The organism is Sphingomonas folli (genome assembly GCF_019429525.1).
GTDB classification, from domain to species: domain Bacteria; phylum Pseudomonadota; class Alphaproteobacteria; order Sphingomonadales; family Sphingomonadaceae; genus Sphingomonas; species Sphingomonas folii.
On the sequence record NZ_JAHXZL010000006.1, the window covers coordinates 32945 to 51929 of the forward strand.

Here is an 18985-nt window from a genome sequence, read left to right on the forward strand (position 1 = left end):
TCAGCCCGGGTCGTCGAGCGTGAACAGGTCACCCGCCTCGTCATAGGCGAACAGCTCGGCGTAGCGGCCCCATTCGGTCACCGCGCGCAGCGTGTCGTCGGCGAAGTCGGGCGACAGCCCCTCCTCCAGCTCCTCGCGGAACAGCCGTGCCGGCGCCTGGTGGCCGGCGCGCGAGTCGAGCGCGGCGCGGATCGCGCCCGCCAGCGGCACATGGGCGAGCAGCGCCGCGCGGAACATCGCCTTGCGTTGGTCGACGTCCTCCTGCGCGAAGGCCGCGCCCGCCGCGGTGAGCGCCACCTCGCCCTCCGCCAGCGCCACGAAGCCGAGCTGCTGGAGCGTCTCGACGATCGGGAACAGCTCGTCGACCTCGAGCTGGAGCGTGTCGCCCAGGTCGGCGAGTGGCGCGCGGCCCTCGAACGGCGCGGCCTCCACCTCCTCGATCAGCCCGGCAAGCGCGGTGACCGACACCGGCTGGAGCGGGCGGCCGAGCGCCGGCGGGGGCGCGTGCGCCTCCTCCGCCGCGGGAGCGACGCGCTGCGTCATGCGCGCGTAGATGCGCTCGACCAGGTCGCGGAACGCGGGATCGAGCCGGTCGCGCGGCTGCGGCAGATCGACGCGGAACTCGGCGACGATGCGGCCGGGGTTGGAGGAGAGCACCAGCACGCGGTCGCTCATCAGCACCGCCTCCTCGATATTGTGCGTGACGATCAGCACCGCGGCGATGCCGAGCCGCCCGTCGCCCCACCATTCGATCAGGTCGCTGCGCAGCGTCTCCGCGGTGAGCACGTCGAGCGCGGAGAAGGGCTCGTCCATCAGCAGCAGCGAGGGCTCCACCACGAGGGCGCGCGCCAGCCCGACGCGCTGGCGCATGCCCCCCGACAGCTCGCGCGGGAAGGCGTTCTCGAAGCCGTCGAGCCCGATCAGGTCGATCGCGGCGAGCGCGCGGCGGCGCCGCTCGGCCGCGGGCACCTTCTTGGCCTCGAGCCCGAGCTCGACGTTCTGCAGCACGGTGAGCCACGGCATCAGCGCGAACGACTGGAACACCATCGCCACCGAGCGCGCGCGTCCGTCCGCGCCGGGGGTGAAGCGCAGCGTGCCCGTGTCCGGCGTCACCAGCCCGGCGATCGAGCGCAGCAGCGTCGACTTGCCCGATCCCGAGCGGCCGAGCAGCGCCACCACCTCGCGCTCGTGGACGGTCAGCGCGACCTCGTCGAGGATCGGCGGCCCCTCGCTCCCGCCATAGCGGTGGCTCAGCGCCTCGACGGTGACGAGCGGGGGGGTCTGCTGCGCCATGCGCGCCTCCTTCACGAGAGCCGCAGCCGGCGCTCGGCCAGCCGGTAGAGCGGGCGGAACAGCGCCCGATTGATCGCGATCACCAGCGCCGACATCACCAGGATGCCGAGCAGCACGCGCGCCTCGTCGCCCGCCGCGGTGGCCTCGGCGATATAGCTGCCCAGCCCCGCCGCGGTCAGCCGGGTGTCGCCCCAGCTCACCGCCTCGGCGACGATGCTGGCGTTCCACGAGCCCCCGCTCGCGGTGAGCGCGCCGGTGACGTAGTAAGGGAAGATCGCGGGCAGGATCAGCCGCCGCCACCACGCCCAGCCGCGCAGCCCGAACAGCCGCGCCGCCTCGCGCAGGTCGCTCGGCACCGCGCTGGCGCCGGCGATGACGTTGAACAATATGTACCATTGCGTGCCGAGCCCGATCAGCGGGGTCAGCCAGATGTCCGGGTCGGCGTGCCAATGCACGATCAGCACCACCGCCACCGGGAACAGCACGTTGGCGGGGAAGGCCGCGAGGAACTGCGCCACCGGCTGCGCGCGCGCGGTCCAGCGCGGGCGGAGCCCGATCCACACGCCGACGGGCACCCACACGAGGCTCGCCGCGGCGATCAGCACCGCGACCCGCACCAGCGTATAGAGAGCGAGCCGCACGACCAGCAGCGCGTCGCCCAGGCTCAGTCGCGCCGCCAGATAGCGCGCCGCCAGCAGCGCGGCACCCATCGCGGCGAGCGCGACCGCGACCTGCCACGCGCGCCGCGACCGGGCGGCGCGGCGCTCGGTCGCGTCGCCCTCGCCGAACGCGCGGCACGGCGCGACGGCGCGCGGCGCGGGATCGAGCAGCAGCACCGCCCCCGCCAGCGCGCGCCACGGCGCCACCAGCGCGGGGAGCAGCCGCGCGCGCCGCAGCAGCTCGAACAGCCAGGAGCGCGGCGGCGCGACACTCGCGGTCTGCTCGACGCGGAACCGGTCGGCCCAGGCGATCGCGGGGCGGAACACGAGCTGGTCGTAGAGCAGGATCACGGCCGCCATCACCGCCACCGCCAGCGCCACCGCGCTCAGATCACGCCGCTCGATCGCCAGCCCGAGCCACGAGCCGATGCCGGGCAGCATCACCTGGGTCCGCCCGACGCTGATCGCCTCCGAGGCGACGACGAAGAACCAGCCGCCCGACATCGACAGCATCGCGTTCCACACCAGCCCCGGCGCGGCGAAGGGCAGCTCGACTCGCAGCAGCCGGCGCAGCGGCGACAGGCCGAAACCGCGCGCCACCTCGGCGAGGTCGTCGGGTACCTGGCGCAGCGACTGGTAGAGGCTCAGCGCGATGTTCCACGCCTGGCTGGTGAAGATCGCGAAGATCGCGGCGCACTCCACGCCGAGTCGGCTGCCGGGGAACAGCCCCATGAAGGCGGTGACGGTGAAGGTGAGGAAGCCCAGCACCGGCACCGACTGGAGGATGTCGAGCGCGGGGACGATCACCAGCTCGGCGCGGCGGCTCTTGGCCGCGGCGGTGGCGACCACCACGCTGAACAGCAGCGAGGCGGCCAGCGCGGCGAACAGCCGCAGCGTGGTGAGCAGCGCGTAATAGGGCAGCGCACGCGGGTCGAGCGTGATCGGCTCGAGCTGGAGCCGACGCAGCGGCTCGACCGCGTCGTGCGCGCCCGCCGCCACCGCCGCGCCCGCGCCGGCGAGCAGGGCGAACAGCGCGACGTCGGGCCAGCCGAGCGCGACCCGGCGGGTCCCCGGCGGCGTGGTGGGGCGGCCGAGCGGGAGGTGGATCATGCGCCGCTCCCGGTCAGGCGGCGCGACGGCCGGCGACCATCGCGCGCAACAGCCGCGCGCGATGGAGCGGGACGGCGGCGAGCGTCGCGCGGACGCCGCGCGCGCGGGCGGCGGCGCGGAGGTCGAGCAGGCGCTGGTCCGGCGCCTGAACCGCCGGCCCCTGCTCGATCGCGACCGCGCCGTGCGCCGGCGGACGCCGGAGCCCAGGGCCGCGAGGATGACGGTCGTGGCCCTGGGCTGCTGCGTGCGCCGGAGCGCGCTGGGCCGTGGCGGAGAACGGATCGAACTCTCTGGCGCGCGCGGCGGCGCGCGGGTCATGCTGGGTCATGGCGACCTCCATCGGGGTTCCGGTGACGGGACCCGGCGGCGGTCGGCTCAGGTCAGCGCGTGCCGACCCCGCGAGCCACCGACGGCCCCGTGCACTGACGTGCGGTGACGGCGAAGCGGGTGCTTCGACTGTCTCCGTCGTCGGACAAGGGACTAGATCGTGGCATCGGTGGGCGTTTCTCCGAGTCGCGCGGCGGCGCGCGATGGCGTGGCCCATACGCCTGTGGCCTCGCGGATCAACCCCGCGCTTGCCGCATCGCTACCCGTGATAGCGAGCGGCTCGGGCCGGCACCGTCCGCGATCCGCTCAGCCCATGGCGCCCAGCATCTCCGCCACCTTCACGGTGAGCGCGTGCATCGTGAAGGGCTTGGTCAGCAGCTCCATGCCGGGCTCCAGATGCCCCCCGCCGACCGCGACGTTCTCGGCATAGCCCGTCACGAAGAGGACCTTGAGCCCGGGGCGCAGCGCGCGCGCGGCGTCCGCCACCTGGCGACCGTTGAGCCCACCCGGGAGGCCGACGTCGGTGATCAGCAGGTCGATCGGCGCGTCCGAACCGAGCACCTTCAGCCCCGCCGCGCCGTCGGCCGCGCCGATCACCGTATAGCCCACCTCCTCCAGCACCTCGTCGATCAGGTGGCGGATCGTGGTCTCGTCGTCGACCACCAGCACGGTCGCGCCGCGCACCGCCGCGGCGGCGTCGGCGACCTGTTCCTCCTCGCTGCCGTGCGCGGCGCCGGCGTGGCGCGGCAGGTAGATGGTGATCGTGGTGCCCGCGCCCGGCACCGACTCGATCCGCACCTGCCCGCCCGACTGGCGCGCGAAGCCGTAGATCATCGACAGCCCCAGCCCCGTGCCCTGCCCGATCGGCTTGGTGGTGAAGAACGGCTCGAAGGCGCGCTCCACCGTCTCCGGCGCCATGCCGGTGCCGGTGTCGCTCACCGCGACGCTGAGATACGGGCCGGGCGCCAGCTCGAGCTCGCGCGCGTCCGACTCGTCGATCCAGCGGTTGGCGGTCGCGATCGTCACGCGCCCGCCCTCGGGCATGGCGTCGCGCGCGTTGATGCCGAGGTTGAGGATCGCGCTCTCCAGCTGGGTGGCGTCGATCATCGCGGTCCACAGGCCCGGTGCGGGCACCACCTCGATCGCGCTGGTCGGGCCGATCGAGCGCCGCAGCAGCTCCTCCATCCCCGCGATCAGCCGGTTGACGTCGGTCGGCCGCGGGTCGAGCGTCTGGCGGCGCGAGAAGGCCAGCAGCCGCTGCGTGAGCGACGCGGCGCGGCGACTCGCCCCCTGCGCGGCGAGGACGAAACGCTCCAGATCGTCGTGCCGCCCGCGCGCCAGCCGCGCCTGGACGAGCTCCAGATTGCCCATCACGCCGGTGAGCAGGTTGTTGAAATCGTGCGCCAGACCGCCGGTGAGCTGGCCCACCGCCTCCATCTTCTGCGCCTGGCGCAGCTGCCCCTCGGCGAGCACGAGCGCGGCGGCCTGCGCTTTCTCCTCGGTGGCGTCGCGACCGACCGCGATGATCTTGCCGTCGCCCGGACCCGCCGCCCAGACGATGTCGCGGTAGCTGCCGTCGCGGTGGCGATAGCGGTTGCCGAAGCGCGCGAACGCCTGGCCGGCGCCGATCCCCGCCGCGGCGGCGCGCGTCTCGTCGAGGTCGTCGGGGTGGACGAACCCGAAGATCGGGCGGCCGAGCAGCTCGAACTCGGCCCAGCCCAACACCCGCGTCCAGGCCGGGTTGACCGCCTCGATCGTGCCGTCGAAGCCGGCGACGAGCATGATGTCGGACGACAATTGCCAGAGCCGGTTGCGGTCGGCGGTGCGCGCCGCGACCTCCTGCTCGAGCGTCGCGTTGAGCCGCTCCAGCTCCTGCTGCGCCTGCCAGCGCGCGGTCTCGTCGCGCGCGATCTTGATGAAGCCGCGCTCGCGCCCCTGCGCGTCGGCGGGCAGCGGGTGGACCGAGCCGTTGAGGAACACGCGCGTGCCGTCGCGACGCAGGTGCCAGCGCTCGTCGGGGGCACAGCCGTCGCGCGCGGCGCCGATGATCTCGCGCACGTCGGCGCCGACGGCGCGGTCCTCGGCGGTGAAGATCATCGCCGCGGGCCGGCCGATCGCCTCCTCGGGCGCCCAGCCCAGCACCGCCTGCGCGCCCGCCGACCAGCTCGTGATCACGCCGCCGGGGTCGGCGGTGAAGATGACGTGATCCTTCGCGCCCTCGATCACCAGGCGCAGCCGCTCCTCGCTCTGGCGCAGCGCGGCGTCGCCGAGCACGCGCTCGGTGGTCTCGTTGGTGAAGATGAACAGCCCCGCCACCGCGCCGCTCGAGTCGAGCACGCGCGAGTAGGAGAAGGTGAACCAGGTGTCGGCCTGGCCGCGATCGGTGTCGAGCTTCCACGGCAGGTCGGTGAAGCGCTGGCTGCGCCCGGCGAAGGCCTCCTCGATGATCGGCCGCGCCTGCGCCCAGGCGTCGGCCCAGACGGTGCGGAACGGCGCGCCCATGGCCCAGCTCACGCGCGGGCCCAGCAGCGGGAAATAGGTCTCGTTGAAGAAGAAGGTGAGCTCCTCCGCGCCCCAGCACAGGATCATCGACTCGGGCGAGTTGAGGACGGTGCTCAGCGTCGCCTTGAGCGCCTCGGGCCAGTCGGCGGGGCCGCCGAGCGGGTGGTCGGTCCAGTCGCGCGCGAGGATCAGCTCGGTCGCGCGCCCGCCCCCGGCGAGGAAGCGCAGCGCCGCGGGCAGCTCGGCCGGGTCACGGTAGAGGGCGGAGATCATGCGCTGATCGCGTTAGCGCGGCGGCGCCCGCAAAGATACCGCCGGGCGTGCCAGGGCCTGCGACGGCGCGGCTGAGCCGGCTGAAGGACTCCTGCGCGCGCGGGCGCCCTTAAGGGTCGTGGGCAGCACGCTTCGTCGATCCTGGCCGCCCGCGGAGGCGGGAGCGGGCTGCGGCGGCGATCGATAGCGGCTATCGCGGCCGTCATGACCAACCCCGACCTGTTCCTCGCGCAACCGCAGTCACCCACGCTGGAGGCGGCGCTGGCCGAGCGCTTCACGCTCCACCGCGGCACCGCGCCGACGACGACGCGCGCGGTCGTGGGCGGCGGCTCGCTGCGCTGGGACGCGGCGGCGTGCGACCGGCTGCCCGCGCTCGAGATCGTCGCGATCCACGGCGTGGGCCACGACGGCGTCGACCTCGGCGCCGCCCGCGCGCGCGGCGTGCGCGTGACGACCACGCCCGACGTGCTGACCGACGATGTCGCGGACCTCGCGCTGGCGCTGTGGCTCGCGGTGGAGCGCGCGGTGGTGGCCAACGACCGAGCGGTGCGCGACGGCGGCTGGGCGGTGCCGCTGGCGCGTCGCGCGACGGGGCGGCGCGTGGGCATCTTCGGCTTCGGCCAGATCGGCGGCGCGATCGCGGCGCGCGCGGCGCCCTTCGCCGGCTGGATCGGCTATTGCGCGCGCTCGGCGAAGGACGTGCCGTACGAGCGGCTGCCCGACATCGCCGCGCTGGCGGCGGCGAGCGACGTGCTGATCCTGGCCGCGCCGGGCGGCGCCGCGACCGAGCGGGTGGTCGACGCCGCGGTCCTGGACGCGCTCGGCGCGGGAGGCGTGCTGGTCAACGTGGCGCGGGGCAGCCTGGTCGACGAGCCCGCGCTCGTCGCGGCGCTGGAGCGCGGCACGATCGCGGGCGCCGGGCTCGACGTCTTCGCCGACGAGCCGCGCGTTCCCGCGGCGCTGCGCGCGCTGCCGCAGGTGGTGCTGGCGCCGCACCAGGGCAGCGCCACGCGCGAGGCGCGCGCGGCGATGGAGGCGCTGGTGCTGGCGAACTTGGACGCGTGGCTGGCGGGCGAGGCGCTCGTGTCCGCGATCGCCTGAGCGGGCATGAGGAGCCGGGGCGCGTCGGCTCCTCCTACGGCCGTCATCCCGAGCTCGTCTCACGATCCACCGTGCAACGAGCACCCGGCCAAGAGTTTGCGGCCCGCTGGATCCCGGACCCCATCCATGACGGAAGAGGAAGAGAGCGCCGCGCCCGTCGCCGCTCGATCATCTCGTCGATGCCATCGACGTGCTCCCGCGCGCGCAGGAGGCCGGCGCCACGCGCGGAGCGCGGCCGCGCCACCTGGGCTCCGGCGATCGCCGGGCCACGGCGCGAGTGACCCGACCCTGCCTCGCCCCGACCCCGCCTCGCCCCACTCCTCACCCCGCCCTTGCTCCGACGCGCCCCCGATGCGATACCCGCCGCGGGTGCCCGCGCCGTTCGGCGTGCGGGCAGGGTGTGGTGCTGGTCGGGCCGCCAGCGCACCGACGCCTGCCCGGAGCCCGAGCCATCACCCACGCGCCGCACCCGCCCCGCCCGCGCGCCAGCGCGCTGCGCCGCTTCCTGACCAGCCAGGCCGCCGGCGGCACGGTGCTGATCGCTGCCGCCGCGCTCGCGCTGCTGCTCGCCAACTCGCCGCTCGCCCCCGGCTATACCGCGCTGCTCCACCGCCGGCTGGGACCACTCGCGCTGGAGGCGTGGGTCAACGACGCGCTGATGGCGGTGTTCTTCCTGCTCGTCGGACTGGAGATCAAGCGCGAGACGCTGCACGGCCGGCTCGCCTCCTGGCCGCGGCGGCTGCTGCCCGGTATCGCCGCGGCCGGCGGGATGGCGGCGCCGGCGCTGCTGTACCTGGCGGTCAACCGCGGCGGCGCGACCCAGGGCTGGGCGATCCCGGCGGCGACCGACATCGCCTTCGCGCTCGGCGTCGTCGCGCTGCTCGGCGAGCGCGTGCCGGCATCGCTGCGCGTCTTCCTCGCCGCGCTGGCGATCATCGACGACCTCGGCGCGGTGCTGATCATCGCGCTCTTCTACACCGGCGCGCTGGCGCTTCCGTATCTCGCCGGGGCGGGCGCGGTGCTGGCGCTGCTGGCGATGCTCAACCGCGCCGGCGTGACCCGGCTCTCGCCCTATCTCCTGCTGGGGGTGCTGCTGTGGTGGCTGGTGCTGCGCTCGGGCGTGCACGCCACGCTCGCCGGGGTGATGCTGGCCTTCACCATCCCCGCCGCCGCGGGGCATGAGCGCGGCCCGCTGTACCGGCTCGAGCACGCGCTGCACGCCCCGGTCGCGTTCGTGATCCTGCCGCTGTTCGCGCTCGCCAACGCCGCGGTGCCGGTCCTCGGTCTGCCGCCCGGCGCGCTCGCCGCGCCGGTGACGCTCGGGGTCGCGGCCGGGCTGCTGCTCGGCAAGGTGGTGGGCGTGTTCGGCTTCTCGGCGCTGGCGATCCGGCTGCGCCTCGCCGAGCTCCCGGCGCACGCCGGCTGGACGCAGCTGCTCGGCGTCGCGCTGCTCTGCGGGATCGGCTTCACGATGAGCATCTTCATCACCCTGCTGGCCTTCGCCGACGCGCCGCTGCTCCAGGCCGAGGCCAAGCTGGGGGTGCTGGCGGGCTCGCTGCTGGCGGGCGTGGCCGGCTTCGTCGTGCTGCACACCGCTGCCCTCCGAACGGATCGATAGCGCGTACAGCGAGTTACGAGGCCGAACCGGCGCGGGAGAGCGACCATGAGGCACGACGACAACGGCGACCAGACCTTCGGCAAGTCGGGCGTGAAGATCCGCGGCGGCCTGATCTATCTCGCCTTCCTGTTGGCCAGCAGCATCGGCATCCTGTTCTATGCCGGTGACGTGATCTGAGAAGACCGAGGTCGGATCGTCACGTCGGGTCACCTCCTGCTGGACGGACCCTCACCGTTGCACTAACGTCACGAAGTCGAACGTCAGATATTGACGCTCGTTCACCAATAATCTGCACTTAACCGCGTTCGGTGACGAAGCCTTCCCAGCTTGTCCCGTAATAGCCAGCCCATCAGATCACCTCTGGATTGGGCGACGGCAATGCAGAACTCCGTGTACATCGACAACAGCATGAACTCGGTCACGCAGAACGCGGCCTGGCTCAACAGTCACCTCGACGCGATACAGCTGGTCGGCGGCTTCGGCAGCTGGTGGGACTTCAATGAATCGCCCAAGTGGATCGCGCAGCAGGTCGCCGGTGCCGACGTCGACATCAAATGGTCGATCGGCCTCATCCCTTGGGGCGCCACGCTGGAGAATGCCGCGAAGGGTCAGTACAACGGCAACTATCTCGTCCTCGCCAAGGACATGGTGGCGAACGCCGGCGGCGACGACAAGATCTACGTGCGACTCGGCTGGGAGATGAACGGCAACGGCTGGTTCCCCTGGTCGGCCAACGGCCATGAGAAGGCCTATGTCGGCGCGTTCCAGCAGTTCGTCGACACCTTCCGCTCGGTCTCGGACAAGTTCGTGTTCGAGTGGACGCCCAATATCGGCAGCCAGGGGATGGACGTCGCCTCGGTCTACCCGGGCGACAAATACGTCGACGTGATCGGCCTCGACTTCTACTACAACACGCAGTGGGATCCCAAGGACCCGGTCGCGGCGTTCAACTATTTCGTCAACCAGCCCTATGGCCTGCAGTGGCAGCAGGACTTCGCCGACGCGCACGGCAAGCCCACCGCGATCGGCGAGTGGGGCGTCAACTCCGACACGTCGGGCGCGTTCATCGAGATGGCGGCGCAGTGGTTCGAGGACCACAATATCACCTACCAGAATTACTGGAACTCGAACGCCGACTTCAAGGGTCGCCTCTCCGACGGCCAGTATCCGAACGCGGGCAAGGTCTTCCAGGCGATCTTCGGTGAGGGCGTCGATCCCTTCGCCAACGACACGACGGTGGTGAACCGCAGCGGCGGCAGCGGCGTCGACATGCTGATCGGCCATGCCGGCAACGACACGCTCTCGGGCGGCGCGGGCAACGACTTCCTCCACGGCCGCGCCGGCAACGACGTGCTCAACGGCGGCGCGGGCAACGACCTGCTCGACGGTGGCACGGGCGCCGACGTGATGACCGGCGGCACCGGCGACGACACCTATCGAGTCGACCATGTCGGCGACAAGGTGATCGAGAAGGCCGGCGAGGGTTATGACACCGTGGAGGCGTCGATCGACTTCGACCTGGCGGGGCTCAACGTCGAGGCGCTGCGCCTCACCGGCACCGCCGACCTCAAGGCCTATGGCAGCGTCGGCGCCGACACGATCACCGGCAATGCCGGTAACAACGTGATCGACGGTCGCGGCGGCGCCGACACGATGGCGGGTGGCCTCGGCGACGACACCTATTACGTCGACAGCGTCGGCGACAAGGTGATCGAGGCGCAGTACGAGGGTAACGACACGATCTACGCCTCGGTGAGCTACAGTCTCGCCGGCACCTTCGTGGAGGCGCTGCACCTCACCGGCACCGCCGACCTGGACGCCACCGGCAACGGCCAGGACAACGCCCTGTACGGCAACGCGGGCAACAACGTGCTCGACGGCAAGGCGGGCGCCGACCTGATGGCGGGCGGGCTCGGCAACGATACCTATTACGTCGATCACCTCGGCGACCGCGTCGTCGAGAATGTCGGCGAGGGCAACGACACCGTCTACGCCTCGGTCACCTTCGACCTCGCCGGCACCAACGTCGAGACGCTGCGCCTCACCGGCAAGGCCGATCTCTCGGGCTTCGGCGGCGCCGGTGCCGACTCGCTGTTCGGCAACGCCGGCAACAACGTGCTCGACGGCCGCGGCGGCGCCGACGTGATGACCGGCGGCGCGGGCAACGACACTTATTATGTCGACCATGTCGGCGACAAGGTGGTCGAGCTGCAGGGCAAGGCGCAGGGCAACGACACGGTCTACGCCTCGGTGAGCTACAATCTGGCCGCCACCTTCGTCGAGACGCTGGCGCTCACCGGCACCGCCAACATCAACGCCACCGGCAACAGCCAGGCCAACACGCTGATCGGCAACAGCGGCAACAATGTGCTCAACGGCATGGGCGGCGCCGACGTGCTCACCGGCGGGGGCGGCAGCGACACGTTCGTCTTCACCAAGGCCGGCCACGCCACGATCACCGACTTCGGCGCCGGCGACACGCTCGACCTCGTCGCGCTGCTCAAGGGCGGCAAGGTCGCGACCGTGGCGCAGGACCATGACGGCGTGCTCGTGACGATCGACTCAGGCAGTTCGGTGCTGCTCGAGGGGCTCGACATGGCACACCTGCTCAAGACCGACACCGGCTTCCACTTCGTGTGAGCCGATCGCGCTGAGAGGGGGGGAGACCGGGTCGGCACGTGCCGGCCCGGTCCTCTCTTTTGCGTCCTCCTCCTGGGCAGTTGCTAGCCGCCCGATTATCGGTGAAGGCAGCCGCGGGTCACGTCGACACGTCTCTGGGGGACGATCATGCAGGTTCTGGTCACCGGCGTCGCCGGCTTCATCGGCAGCCATGTCGCGCGGCGGCTGCTCGCGCGCGGCGACACCGTGGTCGGGATCGACAATCTCAACGACTACAACCCGGTCCAGCTCAAGCGCGACCGGCTCGAGGCGATCGTGGCGGACGGTGGTGGCGAACGCTTCACCTTCCACCACCTCGACTTCAGCGACCATGAGGCGATCGACGCCGCGCTCGGCACCACCGATATCGAGCGCATCGTCCATCTCGGCGCGCAGGCGGGCGTGCGCTACTCGCTGAGCAACCCGCGCGCCTATGTCGCGTCCAACCTCGCCGGCCACGTCAACATGCTCGAGCTGGCGCGCGCGCGCCGGGTCGACCAGATGGTCTATGCCTCGTCGTCGTCGGTGTACGGCACCAGCCCCGACCTGCCGTTCCGCGTCGAGCAGCGCGTCGATTTCCCGATCTCGCTCTACGCCGCCACCAAGAAGGCGGACGAGCTGATGAGCGAGACCTACGCGCATCTCTATCGCATCCCGCAGACCGGGCTGCGCTTCTTCACCGTCTACGGGCCGTGGGGCCGGCCCGACATGGCGGTGTGGGGCTTCACCGAGAAGATCCTCTCGGGGGTGCCGATCGAGGTCTACAACGGCGGCAACATGCGGCGCGACTTCACCTATATCGACGACATCGTCACCGGCATCGTCGCCGCGCTGGACGAGGCGCCCGCGGACGACGGCCAGGTCAAGGCGGGCGGCAGCGTCTCGCCGCACCGCATCTACAATATTGGGAACAACAAGGCCGAGGAGCTGGAGACGCTGATCGCGCTGATCGAGGCGGCGTGCGGCGAGAAGGCGATCCGCGTCGACAAGGGGATGCAGCCCGGCGACGTGCCCGCCACCTACGCCGACCTTACCGCGATCCGCGACGACCTCGGCTTCCGCCCGACCACGCCCATCGCGGTCGGCATTCCCAGATGGGTGGAGTGGTACAAGGCCTATCGCGCGCGCCGCGGCTGAGCCGCGCGGGGGCTGTCGCGCGCGCCGCGGCCGAGCCGGTCCGGCTTGCCACCGCGGCGGCACCGCGCGATGGTGGCGCGATGGCACACGACCCTCACTGGCGACACGCCCCGACGACGATGACCGGGCTGGTGCGGCGCACCACGATCGAGCTGGGGCCGCTGCGCATCACGCTTGAGGTCGCGCTGTCGACGCTGCCGACGACGCTGCCCGCGCTGGTGCGCCCGCGCCGCCGGCTGTGGCCCGCGCTGCTCGCCGTGACGGCCGCGACCAGCGTGGGCGGGCTCGCGGTCGCCGCGACCAGGCTGCCGCCGCGCGCGAGCTACTCGGTGAGCGTGCCCGTGCCCGAGCGCGTCACCGCGCCGGCCCCGCCGGCGACCCCCGCGCCGCACGCGGTGCGCCACGCCGCCCCCGCGCCACGCGCGAGCCCGAGCCCCGCGTACGAGGCCGCGGCGGAGATGCTCCCCGCCCCGAGCCTCCCTGCCCCGGCGACCCGCGCCGCGGCGGTCGCGGCGGCACTGCGCAGCGGCGCGATGACCGAGTGGCAGCAACCCGGCGGCGCCCACGGCTTCGTGGTCGCGGGCGCGGCCGAGCCGGACGGCGCGCGCACCTGCCGCGCGCTCTCGGTGCTCACCCGCGACATCGGGGGCGACCGGGTGGAGCAGCTGCGGGCATGCGTGGCGGGGGACGGCGCCGCGGGGTGAGCGGGGCATCGGGATGAGTGGCCGTGGCTGAGATGCGTCCATTCCGGCGAACGCCCGGGGGGACGCCGGGGGGTCCCACGATGGCCTTCCCACCCGGGCCCCGGCCGTCGCGGGGGCGGTATCGAGAAGAGCGGCTCACCAGTCAGCCGTTGAGATGCGCCCACACCTGCGAGATCACCACCGAGCCCTCCCCCACCGACGAGGCGACGCGCTTCACCGACCCGGCGCGCACGTCGCCCACCGCGTACACGCCGGGGCAGGAGGTCGCGTAGGAACTCGCGCCTCCCGCCGCGCGGCCGGTCAGCACGAAGCCCTTGTCGTCGAGCGCGACCAGGCCCTCGAGCCAGGCGGTGTTGGGCGCCGCGCCCACCATCACGAAGGCGGCGCAGGTGTCGATCACACGCTCGGCGCCGTCCTGGCGGATCGTCACCGCCTCCAATGCGCGGTCGCCGTGCACCGCCACCATCTCGGCGCCATAGTCGATCGAGATCTTCGGGTCGGCGTCGAGCCGGCTGGTGAGATAGTTGGACATCGAGGTGGCGAGCGAGCGCCCGCGCACCAGCAGCCGGACGTGGCGCGCGACTCGGCTGAGGTACATCGCCGCCTGCCCCGCCGAATTGCCCCCGCCGATCACGATCGCCTCGGCCTCGCGGCAGAAGCGCGCCTCGTTCTCGGTCGCGGCATAATAGATGCCGTTGCCCTCGAAGTCGCCGAGCCGATCGATCGGCAGGCGGCGATACTGCACCCCGGTCGCCACCACCACCGCGCGCGCGCGGACGCGCTGGCCGTTGTCGAAGGTGGCGCAGAACTGGCCGTCGTCGAGCCGGTCGAGCGCGGCCACCCGCAGCGGCATGGCGAAGCGCGTGCCGAACTTCATCGCCTGCACCTCGCCGCGCCACACCAGGTCCGCGCCCGAGATGCCGGTCGGGAAGCCCATGTAATTCTCGATCCGGCTCGACGTGCCCGCCTGGCCCCCGATCGCGGTGTCCTCCACCACCAGCGCGCCCAGCCCCTCGGCGCCCGCATAGACCCCCGCCGCGGTGCCCGCCGGCCCGGCGCCGACCACCAGCACGTCGACCTCCTCGTCGTCGACGAACTCGCGGCTGAGCCCGAGCAGCCGTGCCACCTTCTCGGGCGTGGGATCGGCGACGACGCGGTCGCGCCCGAAGATCACCGCGGGCCGGTCGGCGTCGACCGCGCAGCTGGTCGCCACCGTCGCGGCGTCGGCGGTGCCGAGCGCGTGGCTGGTGTAGGGGATGCGGTTGCGCGCGGCGAACTCGGCGACGCGGCGCACCCCGCGGTCCTGCTCCTCGCCGAGCAGCACCAGCGAGCTGTCGTGTGACTCGAGCTGGCGCCGACGCCGCGCCGCCAGCACGGTGATGATGATGTCCGACATCTCGGGCACCCGCGCCATCAGCTCGAGCATGCGCGCGCGCGGCACCTCCACCACGCGCGTGTCGCGCGCCGCGCGCATCGCCATCGACCAGCTCCCGCCGCTGAGGAAGGCGATCTCGGCCATGAACTGCGTCGGCCCCAGCGTGGAGGGCAGGTGGCGCTCGCCGGTGAAGCTGTTGACGACCTCGATCTCGCCGTCCTCGACGTAGACGAAGCTCTCCACCGCGTCGCCGGGGCGGACCAGCTCGGTGCCCGCGGGATAGACTCGCTCGTGCCCGGCCGCGCGGATCGCGGCGACATGCTCGGGGTGGAGCGGCACGCGCTGCATCTCGCGCAGGTCGCGCCCGATCGTCTCCATCGCCCTCGCTCCCGCCGCCGGAGCGCGCATGATGGCGGGCGGCGCGGATCGCCGCAACGGGTCGGCTGCGACAATCGCGCGACAAAGCTGCAACAAAGCGCCATCCGCGCGCATCATAGGCGGTCCAGGACGGACGGGCCCCCGATGCGAGACCCCGACGTGCCCGCCCTTACTCTCCCCGTCCCCACCCGCGACGCGCTCGCCGCCGGCGCGCTGCTCGACCGCGAGCTGCGCCGAGTCCGCCGCGTCGCGACCATGCTGCACGATCGCCGCTCGGTGGCGGAGCTCGCCGCCTATGAGCGCGAGCTGGAGGCGCAGCTGGCGCGCGCGCGGCGCGGGATCGACCTGCTCCACGCGACGCTGCGCCGGCTCGACTGATCACCCGGCCGCGCCGTTCGCCGCCACACCACTCGGCGGGAGAGTCGAGCGTGCCTCAGCGAGAGGTGGCGCGGCGCACCAGCCCGTCCACGGGCACGTCGTGGAGGCGGCGGAAGCGCGCCTCGATCAGCCCGAACAGCCCGAAGGCGAACAGCCCGAGCGCCACGATCACGTCGAACGGCCGCTCCAGCCAGGCGAGCACCTCGGCCATGCCGCCCGCGGCGCTGGCGCGCGCCTCGAACCCGGCGCGCACCAGGAACCAGGCGCTGATCAGGAACACCGCGCCCCGCGCGGCATAGCCCGCGCGCCCGCTCCAGCGCGCCCAGGGCCGCGACGCGACCGCCGGATCGAGGTAGCGCAGGAAACTGCCCTTGGCCGCCTTCGCCAGCTGCACCGCGCCGACCGCGGCGAGCAGCGCGCCGCCGAGCATCACCAGGGCGCTGCCGCCGGGCAGCGCCAGCGCGGTGCGCGCGCCGCGCTCGGCCCCGTCGCCCGCGAGCGCCACGCCCTGGATCAGCCGCACCGCCTGCCAGGCGAGGAACAGGTGCACCGCGCCGCTCGCCGCCGCGCCGAGCCGCTCGAACACGCCCTTGCCGTCGCTGCCGTGGCGCTCGATGTCCAGCGCGGCGTCGGCGAGCCGCCAGATGCCATAGCCGAGCAGCCCCGCCGCCATCAGGCCGAGCAGCAGCCGCCCCCCGCCCTCGCCGAGATAGGCCAGCGCGCCGGCGGGATCCTCGGCGCGGCCGGCGCGCAGGATCAGAAACGCGATCACGATGTAGAGCGCGCCGCGTACCGCGAAGCCCGCCCGCGTCAATGTCGTCAGCCGTGCGCCCGTGCTCATCCGCTTTCCCCCGTGCGATCCCCCGACGAACGGGACAGGCGCCGCGCCGTTCCGCGCCTTTAGCGCCCCGTGATCACCCCAAAGTGGAAGTAAAACCAGTTTCTTAGGTCCGCATCCCTGATGCGTGTTAACAGTTTATCGATGATACTGGCGCTAGGGCGGGGCGAGGAGCTGCGCAGTGCCGTCACGCGATCTTCCCTCGTCTTCCCGCCGTGAACGGCATCTCGGGCCGCGCTTCATCGCCGCGGTACTCGCCCCCGTGCTGCTGCTCGCGCTCGGCCTCACCGGCTTCGCCGCGTCGGCGCTGCGCTCGGCCGCGACACAGGCCGATCGGGTGTCGGTCGAGCGGCAGGAGCGCGAGGTGCAGCTCGCGGTCGACGCCGCGCTCGACGAACTGGCGCAGAGCCAGGCGGGCGTCGCGATCTGGACGCCGCTGGTGCTCGAGCTGCGCCGTCCCACGCCGAACTGGACCTGGGTCGACGACAATGTCGGCGAGTGGCTGAGCGGCGTCTACGCGCACGACGCCGACGCCATCCTCGCCGCCGACGGGCGCGCGCGCTACGTGATGCGGGGCGGCCGGCGCCGCGGCGCCGCCGACTATGCGGTGCTGCGCGCCGCGGCGGCACCGCTGATCCGCGCGGTGCGCGGCCGCGGCGACGCCGCGCCCAACCCGCACGAGCGCCTGCCCGGCCACGCGCTGCCCGCCGGCTCGACCGTGCGCACCTCGGCGCGCGCGCGCCACGCCACCGACCTGGTCGCGATCGGCGGCCGCCCCGCGATCATGAGCGTGATGCGGATCATCCCCGAGCTGGGCACCCCGCCCGATCCCGCGGGGCACGAGCCGCTGCTGGTGAGCGCGCGCTACCTCGACACCGGCTTCGTCGAGCGGCTGGCGCGAGTCCAGCTCGTCGCCGGCGCGCGGCTGAGCGCGTCGCCGCACCGCGCTCTCGACGAGCAGGCGCTGGCGCTGGTGTCGAGTCGCGGCCAGCGCGTCGGCTATCTGCTGTGGCGCCCCGACCGGCCCGGCGCGGCGGTGTGGCGCACGATGGCGCCGAGCGCGCTCGCCGCGCTGGTCGCGCTGCTGGCGACGCTCGCCGCGCTGATCGCCGGCGTGTTCAAGCTGGTGCGCAGCGACGCGCGCACGCTCGCGCGGCTCAACGCGGCGCATCTCGCGCTCCAGGCGAAGGAGGCGCAGGCGCACCACCTCGCCTATCACGACCCGCTGACCGGCCTGCCCAACCGCGCCGCCTTCAACCAGGCGGGCGACCAACTGTTCGCGCACGCGCCCGCCGCGGGGGTGCGCGCGGTGCTGCTGATCGATCTCGACCGCTTCAAGCAGGTCAACGACACGCTCGGCCATCTCGGCGGGGACCAACTGATCCAGCTCGTCGCGGCGCGGCTGCAGGCGCTCGTCGGCGCGGGCGACGTGGTGGCGCGGCTCGGCGGCGACGAGTTCGCGGTGCTGGTCGGCGCGCGCGGCGACGAGGCCGCGGTCGGCGCGCTCGCCGGCGCGATGGTGGCGGCGCTGCGCGAGCCGTTCACGGTGCTGGGCACGCACGTCTTCATCGGCGCGAGCATCGGCATCGCCTGTCACCCGCGCTGCGGCAGCGACCGCTCCGAGCTGATGCGGATGGCCGATATCGCGATGTACCGCGCCAAGGCGGAGGGGCGCGACGGCCACCGCTTCTTCACCGAGGACATGGACGAGAGCGTCAAGACGCGGCGCGCGATCGAGCACGACCTGCGCCGCGCGATCGCGACGCGGCGCGAGCTGATGGTCCATTATCAGCCGCGCATGAACGCGGGCGGCACGCGCGTGATCGGGCTGGAGGCGCTGGTGCGCTGGCATCACCCCCAGCGCGGGCTGCTCGCCCCCGACGCCTTCGTCGCGATCGCGGAGGAGACCGGGCTGATCCGCGAGCTCGGCGCCTGGGTGCTGCGCGACGCCTGCGCGGTGGCGCGCGCCTGGCCGTCGCTGTCGATCGCGGTCAACCTCTCGCCGGTGCAGTTCCGCGCGCGCGGCGTGGCGGCGGAGCTCATCGACATCGTGCGCCGCGCCGGCGCGCGCCCGCAGCAGATCGAGCTGGAGGTGACCGAGAGCATCCTGCTCGACGACGACGAGGGCGTGCGCGACGCCCTGGCGGCGCTGCGCGCGGCGGGCTTCCGCATCGCGCTCGACGATTTCGGCACGGGCTATTCCAGCCTCGGCTATCTCAGCAAGTTCGAGGTGGACAAGATCAAGATCGACCGGAGCTTCACGCGCCGGCTGGGCGAGAGCGACGACGCCGCCGCGATCATCCAGGCGGTGGTACGACTCGGGCAGGCGATGGGGCTGGCGGTGAGCGCCGAGGGAGTCGAGACGCGCGAGCAGCGCGCCTTCCTCGAGCATGCCGGGTGCGACGAGCTGCAGGGCTTCCTCTTCTCCGCCGCGGTGCCGGCGGGCGCGCTCGCGGCGCTGCTCGGCGGGCGGGTGGAGGCGGCGGCGTAGCGGGCGCGGATCCTCCCCGCTCGCGGGGAGGGGGACCGCCGGCCGCAGGCCGGCGGTGGAGGGGGGTTGCCGCAGGCTGCGCCGCGAGGAGAGCCCCCTCCACCACCCGGCTGCGCCGGGCGGTCCCCCTCCCCGTGCCGGGG

At 73.1% G+C, this 18985-nt stretch carries 14 protein-coding genes; 8 read left to right on the forward strand and 6 right to left on the reverse strand.

What is annotated here, in order from left to right:
* The 4 genes from KZ813_RS10275 to KZ813_RS10290 all read right to left on the reverse strand — a co-directional run bounded on the left by KZ813_RS10275 (position 1) and on the right by KZ813_RS10290 (position 6164).
* Positions 1 to 1293 (reverse strand): ABC transporter ATP-binding protein, encoded by a 1293-nt coding sequence (locus tag KZ813_RS10275; protein ID WP_219754904.1) that lies wholly within the window; start codon positions 1291 to 1293, stop codon positions 1 to 3.
* Positions 1294 to 1304: 11 nt separating this feature from the next.
* Positions 1305 to 3062, reverse strand: coding sequence for an ABC transporter permease (locus KZ813_RS10280; protein ID WP_219754905.1), 1758 nt, complete (start codon positions 3060 to 3062; stop codon positions 1305 to 1307).
* A 13-nt stretch (positions 3063 to 3075) separates the two neighbouring features.
* Positions 3076 to 3390, reverse strand: coding sequence for a hypothetical protein (locus tag KZ813_RS10285; protein WP_219754906.1), 315 nt, complete (start codon positions 3388 to 3390; stop codon positions 3076 to 3078).
* A 305-nt stretch (positions 3391 to 3695) separates the two neighbouring features.
* Positions 3696 to 6164, reverse strand: coding sequence for a PAS domain S-box protein (locus KZ813_RS10290; RefSeq protein ID WP_219754907.1), 2469 nt, complete (start codon positions 6162 to 6164; stop codon positions 3696 to 3698).
* 204 nt (positions 6165 to 6368) lie between these two features.
* Between KZ813_RS10290 and KZ813_RS10295 the strand changes: the two genes are divergently transcribed.
* From KZ813_RS10295 to KZ813_RS10315, 6 genes are all read left to right on the forward strand, one after another.
* Complete coding sequence (locus KZ813_RS10295) at positions 6369 to 7265, forward strand: NAD(P)-dependent oxidoreductase (RefSeq protein ID WP_219754908.1); 897 nt, start codon at positions 6369 to 6371, stop codon at positions 7263 to 7265.
* Positions 7266 to 7716: 451 nt separating this feature from the next.
* Positions 7717 to 8883: a Na+/H+ antiporter NhaA gene (gene nhaA / locus KZ813_RS10300; RefSeq protein ID WP_219755131.1), complete on the forward strand. Its 1167-nt coding sequence runs from the start codon at positions 7717 to 7719 to the stop codon at positions 8881 to 8883.
* 45 nt (positions 8884 to 8928) lie between these two features.
* Entirely contained in the window at positions 8929 to 9060 is a 132-nt protein-coding gene (locus tag KZ813_RS20110; protein ID WP_258046644.1) for a hypothetical protein, read from the forward strand.
* A gap of 201 nt (positions 9061 to 9261) precedes the next feature.
* Complete coding sequence (locus KZ813_RS10305; RefSeq protein ID WP_219754909.1) at positions 9262 to 11523, forward strand: glycosyl hydrolase; 2262 nt, start codon at positions 9262 to 9264, stop codon at positions 11521 to 11523.
* Between the two features lie 147 nt (positions 11524 to 11670).
* Complete coding sequence (locus tag KZ813_RS10310) at positions 11671 to 12678, forward strand: NAD-dependent epimerase/dehydratase family protein (RefSeq protein ID WP_219754910.1); 1008 nt, start codon at positions 11671 to 11673, stop codon at positions 12676 to 12678.
* An 80-nt stretch (positions 12679 to 12758) separates the two neighbouring features.
* A complete protein-coding gene (locus tag KZ813_RS10315) occupies positions 12759 to 13382 on the forward strand; it encodes a hypothetical protein (RefSeq protein ID WP_219754911.1) in 624 nt (207 codons plus the stop codon).
* Between the two features lie 142 nt (positions 13383 to 13524).
* Here KZ813_RS10315 and KZ813_RS10320 read toward each other — a convergent pair whose 3' ends face one another.
* Positions 13525 to 15135 carry an FAD-dependent oxidoreductase gene (locus KZ813_RS10320; protein ID WP_219754912.1) on the reverse strand — a complete coding sequence of 537 codons (1611 nt, stop codon included), beginning with the start codon at positions 15133 to 15135 and terminating at the stop codon, positions 13525 to 13527.
* 144 nt (positions 15136 to 15279) lie between these two features.
* Between KZ813_RS10320 and KZ813_RS10325 the strand changes: the two genes are divergently transcribed.
* Positions 15280 to 15513, forward strand: a complete 234-nt coding sequence (locus KZ813_RS10325) for a hypothetical protein (protein ID WP_219754913.1) — start codon at positions 15280 to 15282, stop codon at positions 15511 to 15513.
* 55 nt (positions 15514 to 15568) lie between these two features.
* On the opposite strand, the gene KZ813_RS10330 is transcribed toward KZ813_RS10325, so the two are convergent.
* Entirely contained in the window at positions 15569 to 16354 is a 786-nt protein-coding gene (locus tag KZ813_RS10330; protein ID WP_219754914.1) for a DUF1206 domain-containing protein, read from the reverse strand.
* 178 nt (positions 16355 to 16532) lie between these two features.
* Between KZ813_RS10330 and KZ813_RS10335 the strand changes: the two genes are divergently transcribed.
* Entirely contained in the window at positions 16533 to 18842 is a 2310-nt protein-coding gene (locus KZ813_RS10335) for a putative bifunctional diguanylate cyclase/phosphodiesterase (protein WP_219754915.1), read from the forward strand.
* Positions 18843 to 18985 lie beyond the last annotated feature (143 nt).

Bases quoted from the DNA above. Each gene is read 5' to 3' on its own strand.
- KZ813_RS10275 (WP_219754904.1), bottom strand. From the start codon at position 1,293: ATGGCGCAGCAGACCCCCCCGCTCGTCACCGTCGAGGCGCTGAGCCAC.
- KZ813_RS10280 (WP_219754905.1), bottom strand. From the start codon at position 3,062: ATGATCCACCTCCCGCTCGGCCGCCCCACCACGCCGCCGGGGACCCGC.
- KZ813_RS10285 (WP_219754906.1), bottom strand. From the start codon at position 3,390: ATGACCCAGCATGACCCGCGCGCCGCCGCGCGCGCCAGAGAGTTCGAT.
- KZ813_RS10290 (WP_219754907.1), bottom strand. From the start codon at position 6,164: ATGATCTCCGCCCTCTACCGTGACCCGGCCGAGCTGCCCGCGGCGCTG.
- KZ813_RS10295 (WP_219754908.1), top strand. From the start codon at position 6,369: ATGACCAACCCCGACCTGTTCCTCGCGCAACCGCAGTCACCCACGCTG.
- KZ813_RS20110 (WP_258046644.1), top strand. From the start codon at position 8,929: ATGAGGCACGACGACAACGGCGACCAGACCTTCGGCAAGTCGGGCGTG.
- KZ813_RS10305 (WP_219754909.1), top strand. From the start codon at position 9,262: ATGCAGAACTCCGTGTACATCGACAACAGCATGAACTCGGTCACGCAG.
- KZ813_RS10310 (WP_219754910.1), top strand. From the start codon at position 11,671: ATGCAGGTTCTGGTCACCGGCGTCGCCGGCTTCATCGGCAGCCATGTC.
- KZ813_RS10315 (WP_219754911.1), top strand. From the start codon at position 12,759: ATGGCACACGACCCTCACTGGCGACACGCCCCGACGACGATGACCGGG.
- KZ813_RS10320 (WP_219754912.1), bottom strand. From the start codon at position 15,135: ATGGAGACGATCGGGCGCGACCTGCGCGAGATGCAGCGCGTGCCGCTC.
- KZ813_RS10325 (WP_219754913.1), top strand. From the start codon at position 15,280: ATGCGAGACCCCGACGTGCCCGCCCTTACTCTCCCCGTCCCCACCCGC.
- KZ813_RS10330 (WP_219754914.1), bottom strand. From the start codon at position 16,354: ATGAGCACGGGCGCACGGCTGACGACATTGACGCGGGCGGGCTTCGCG.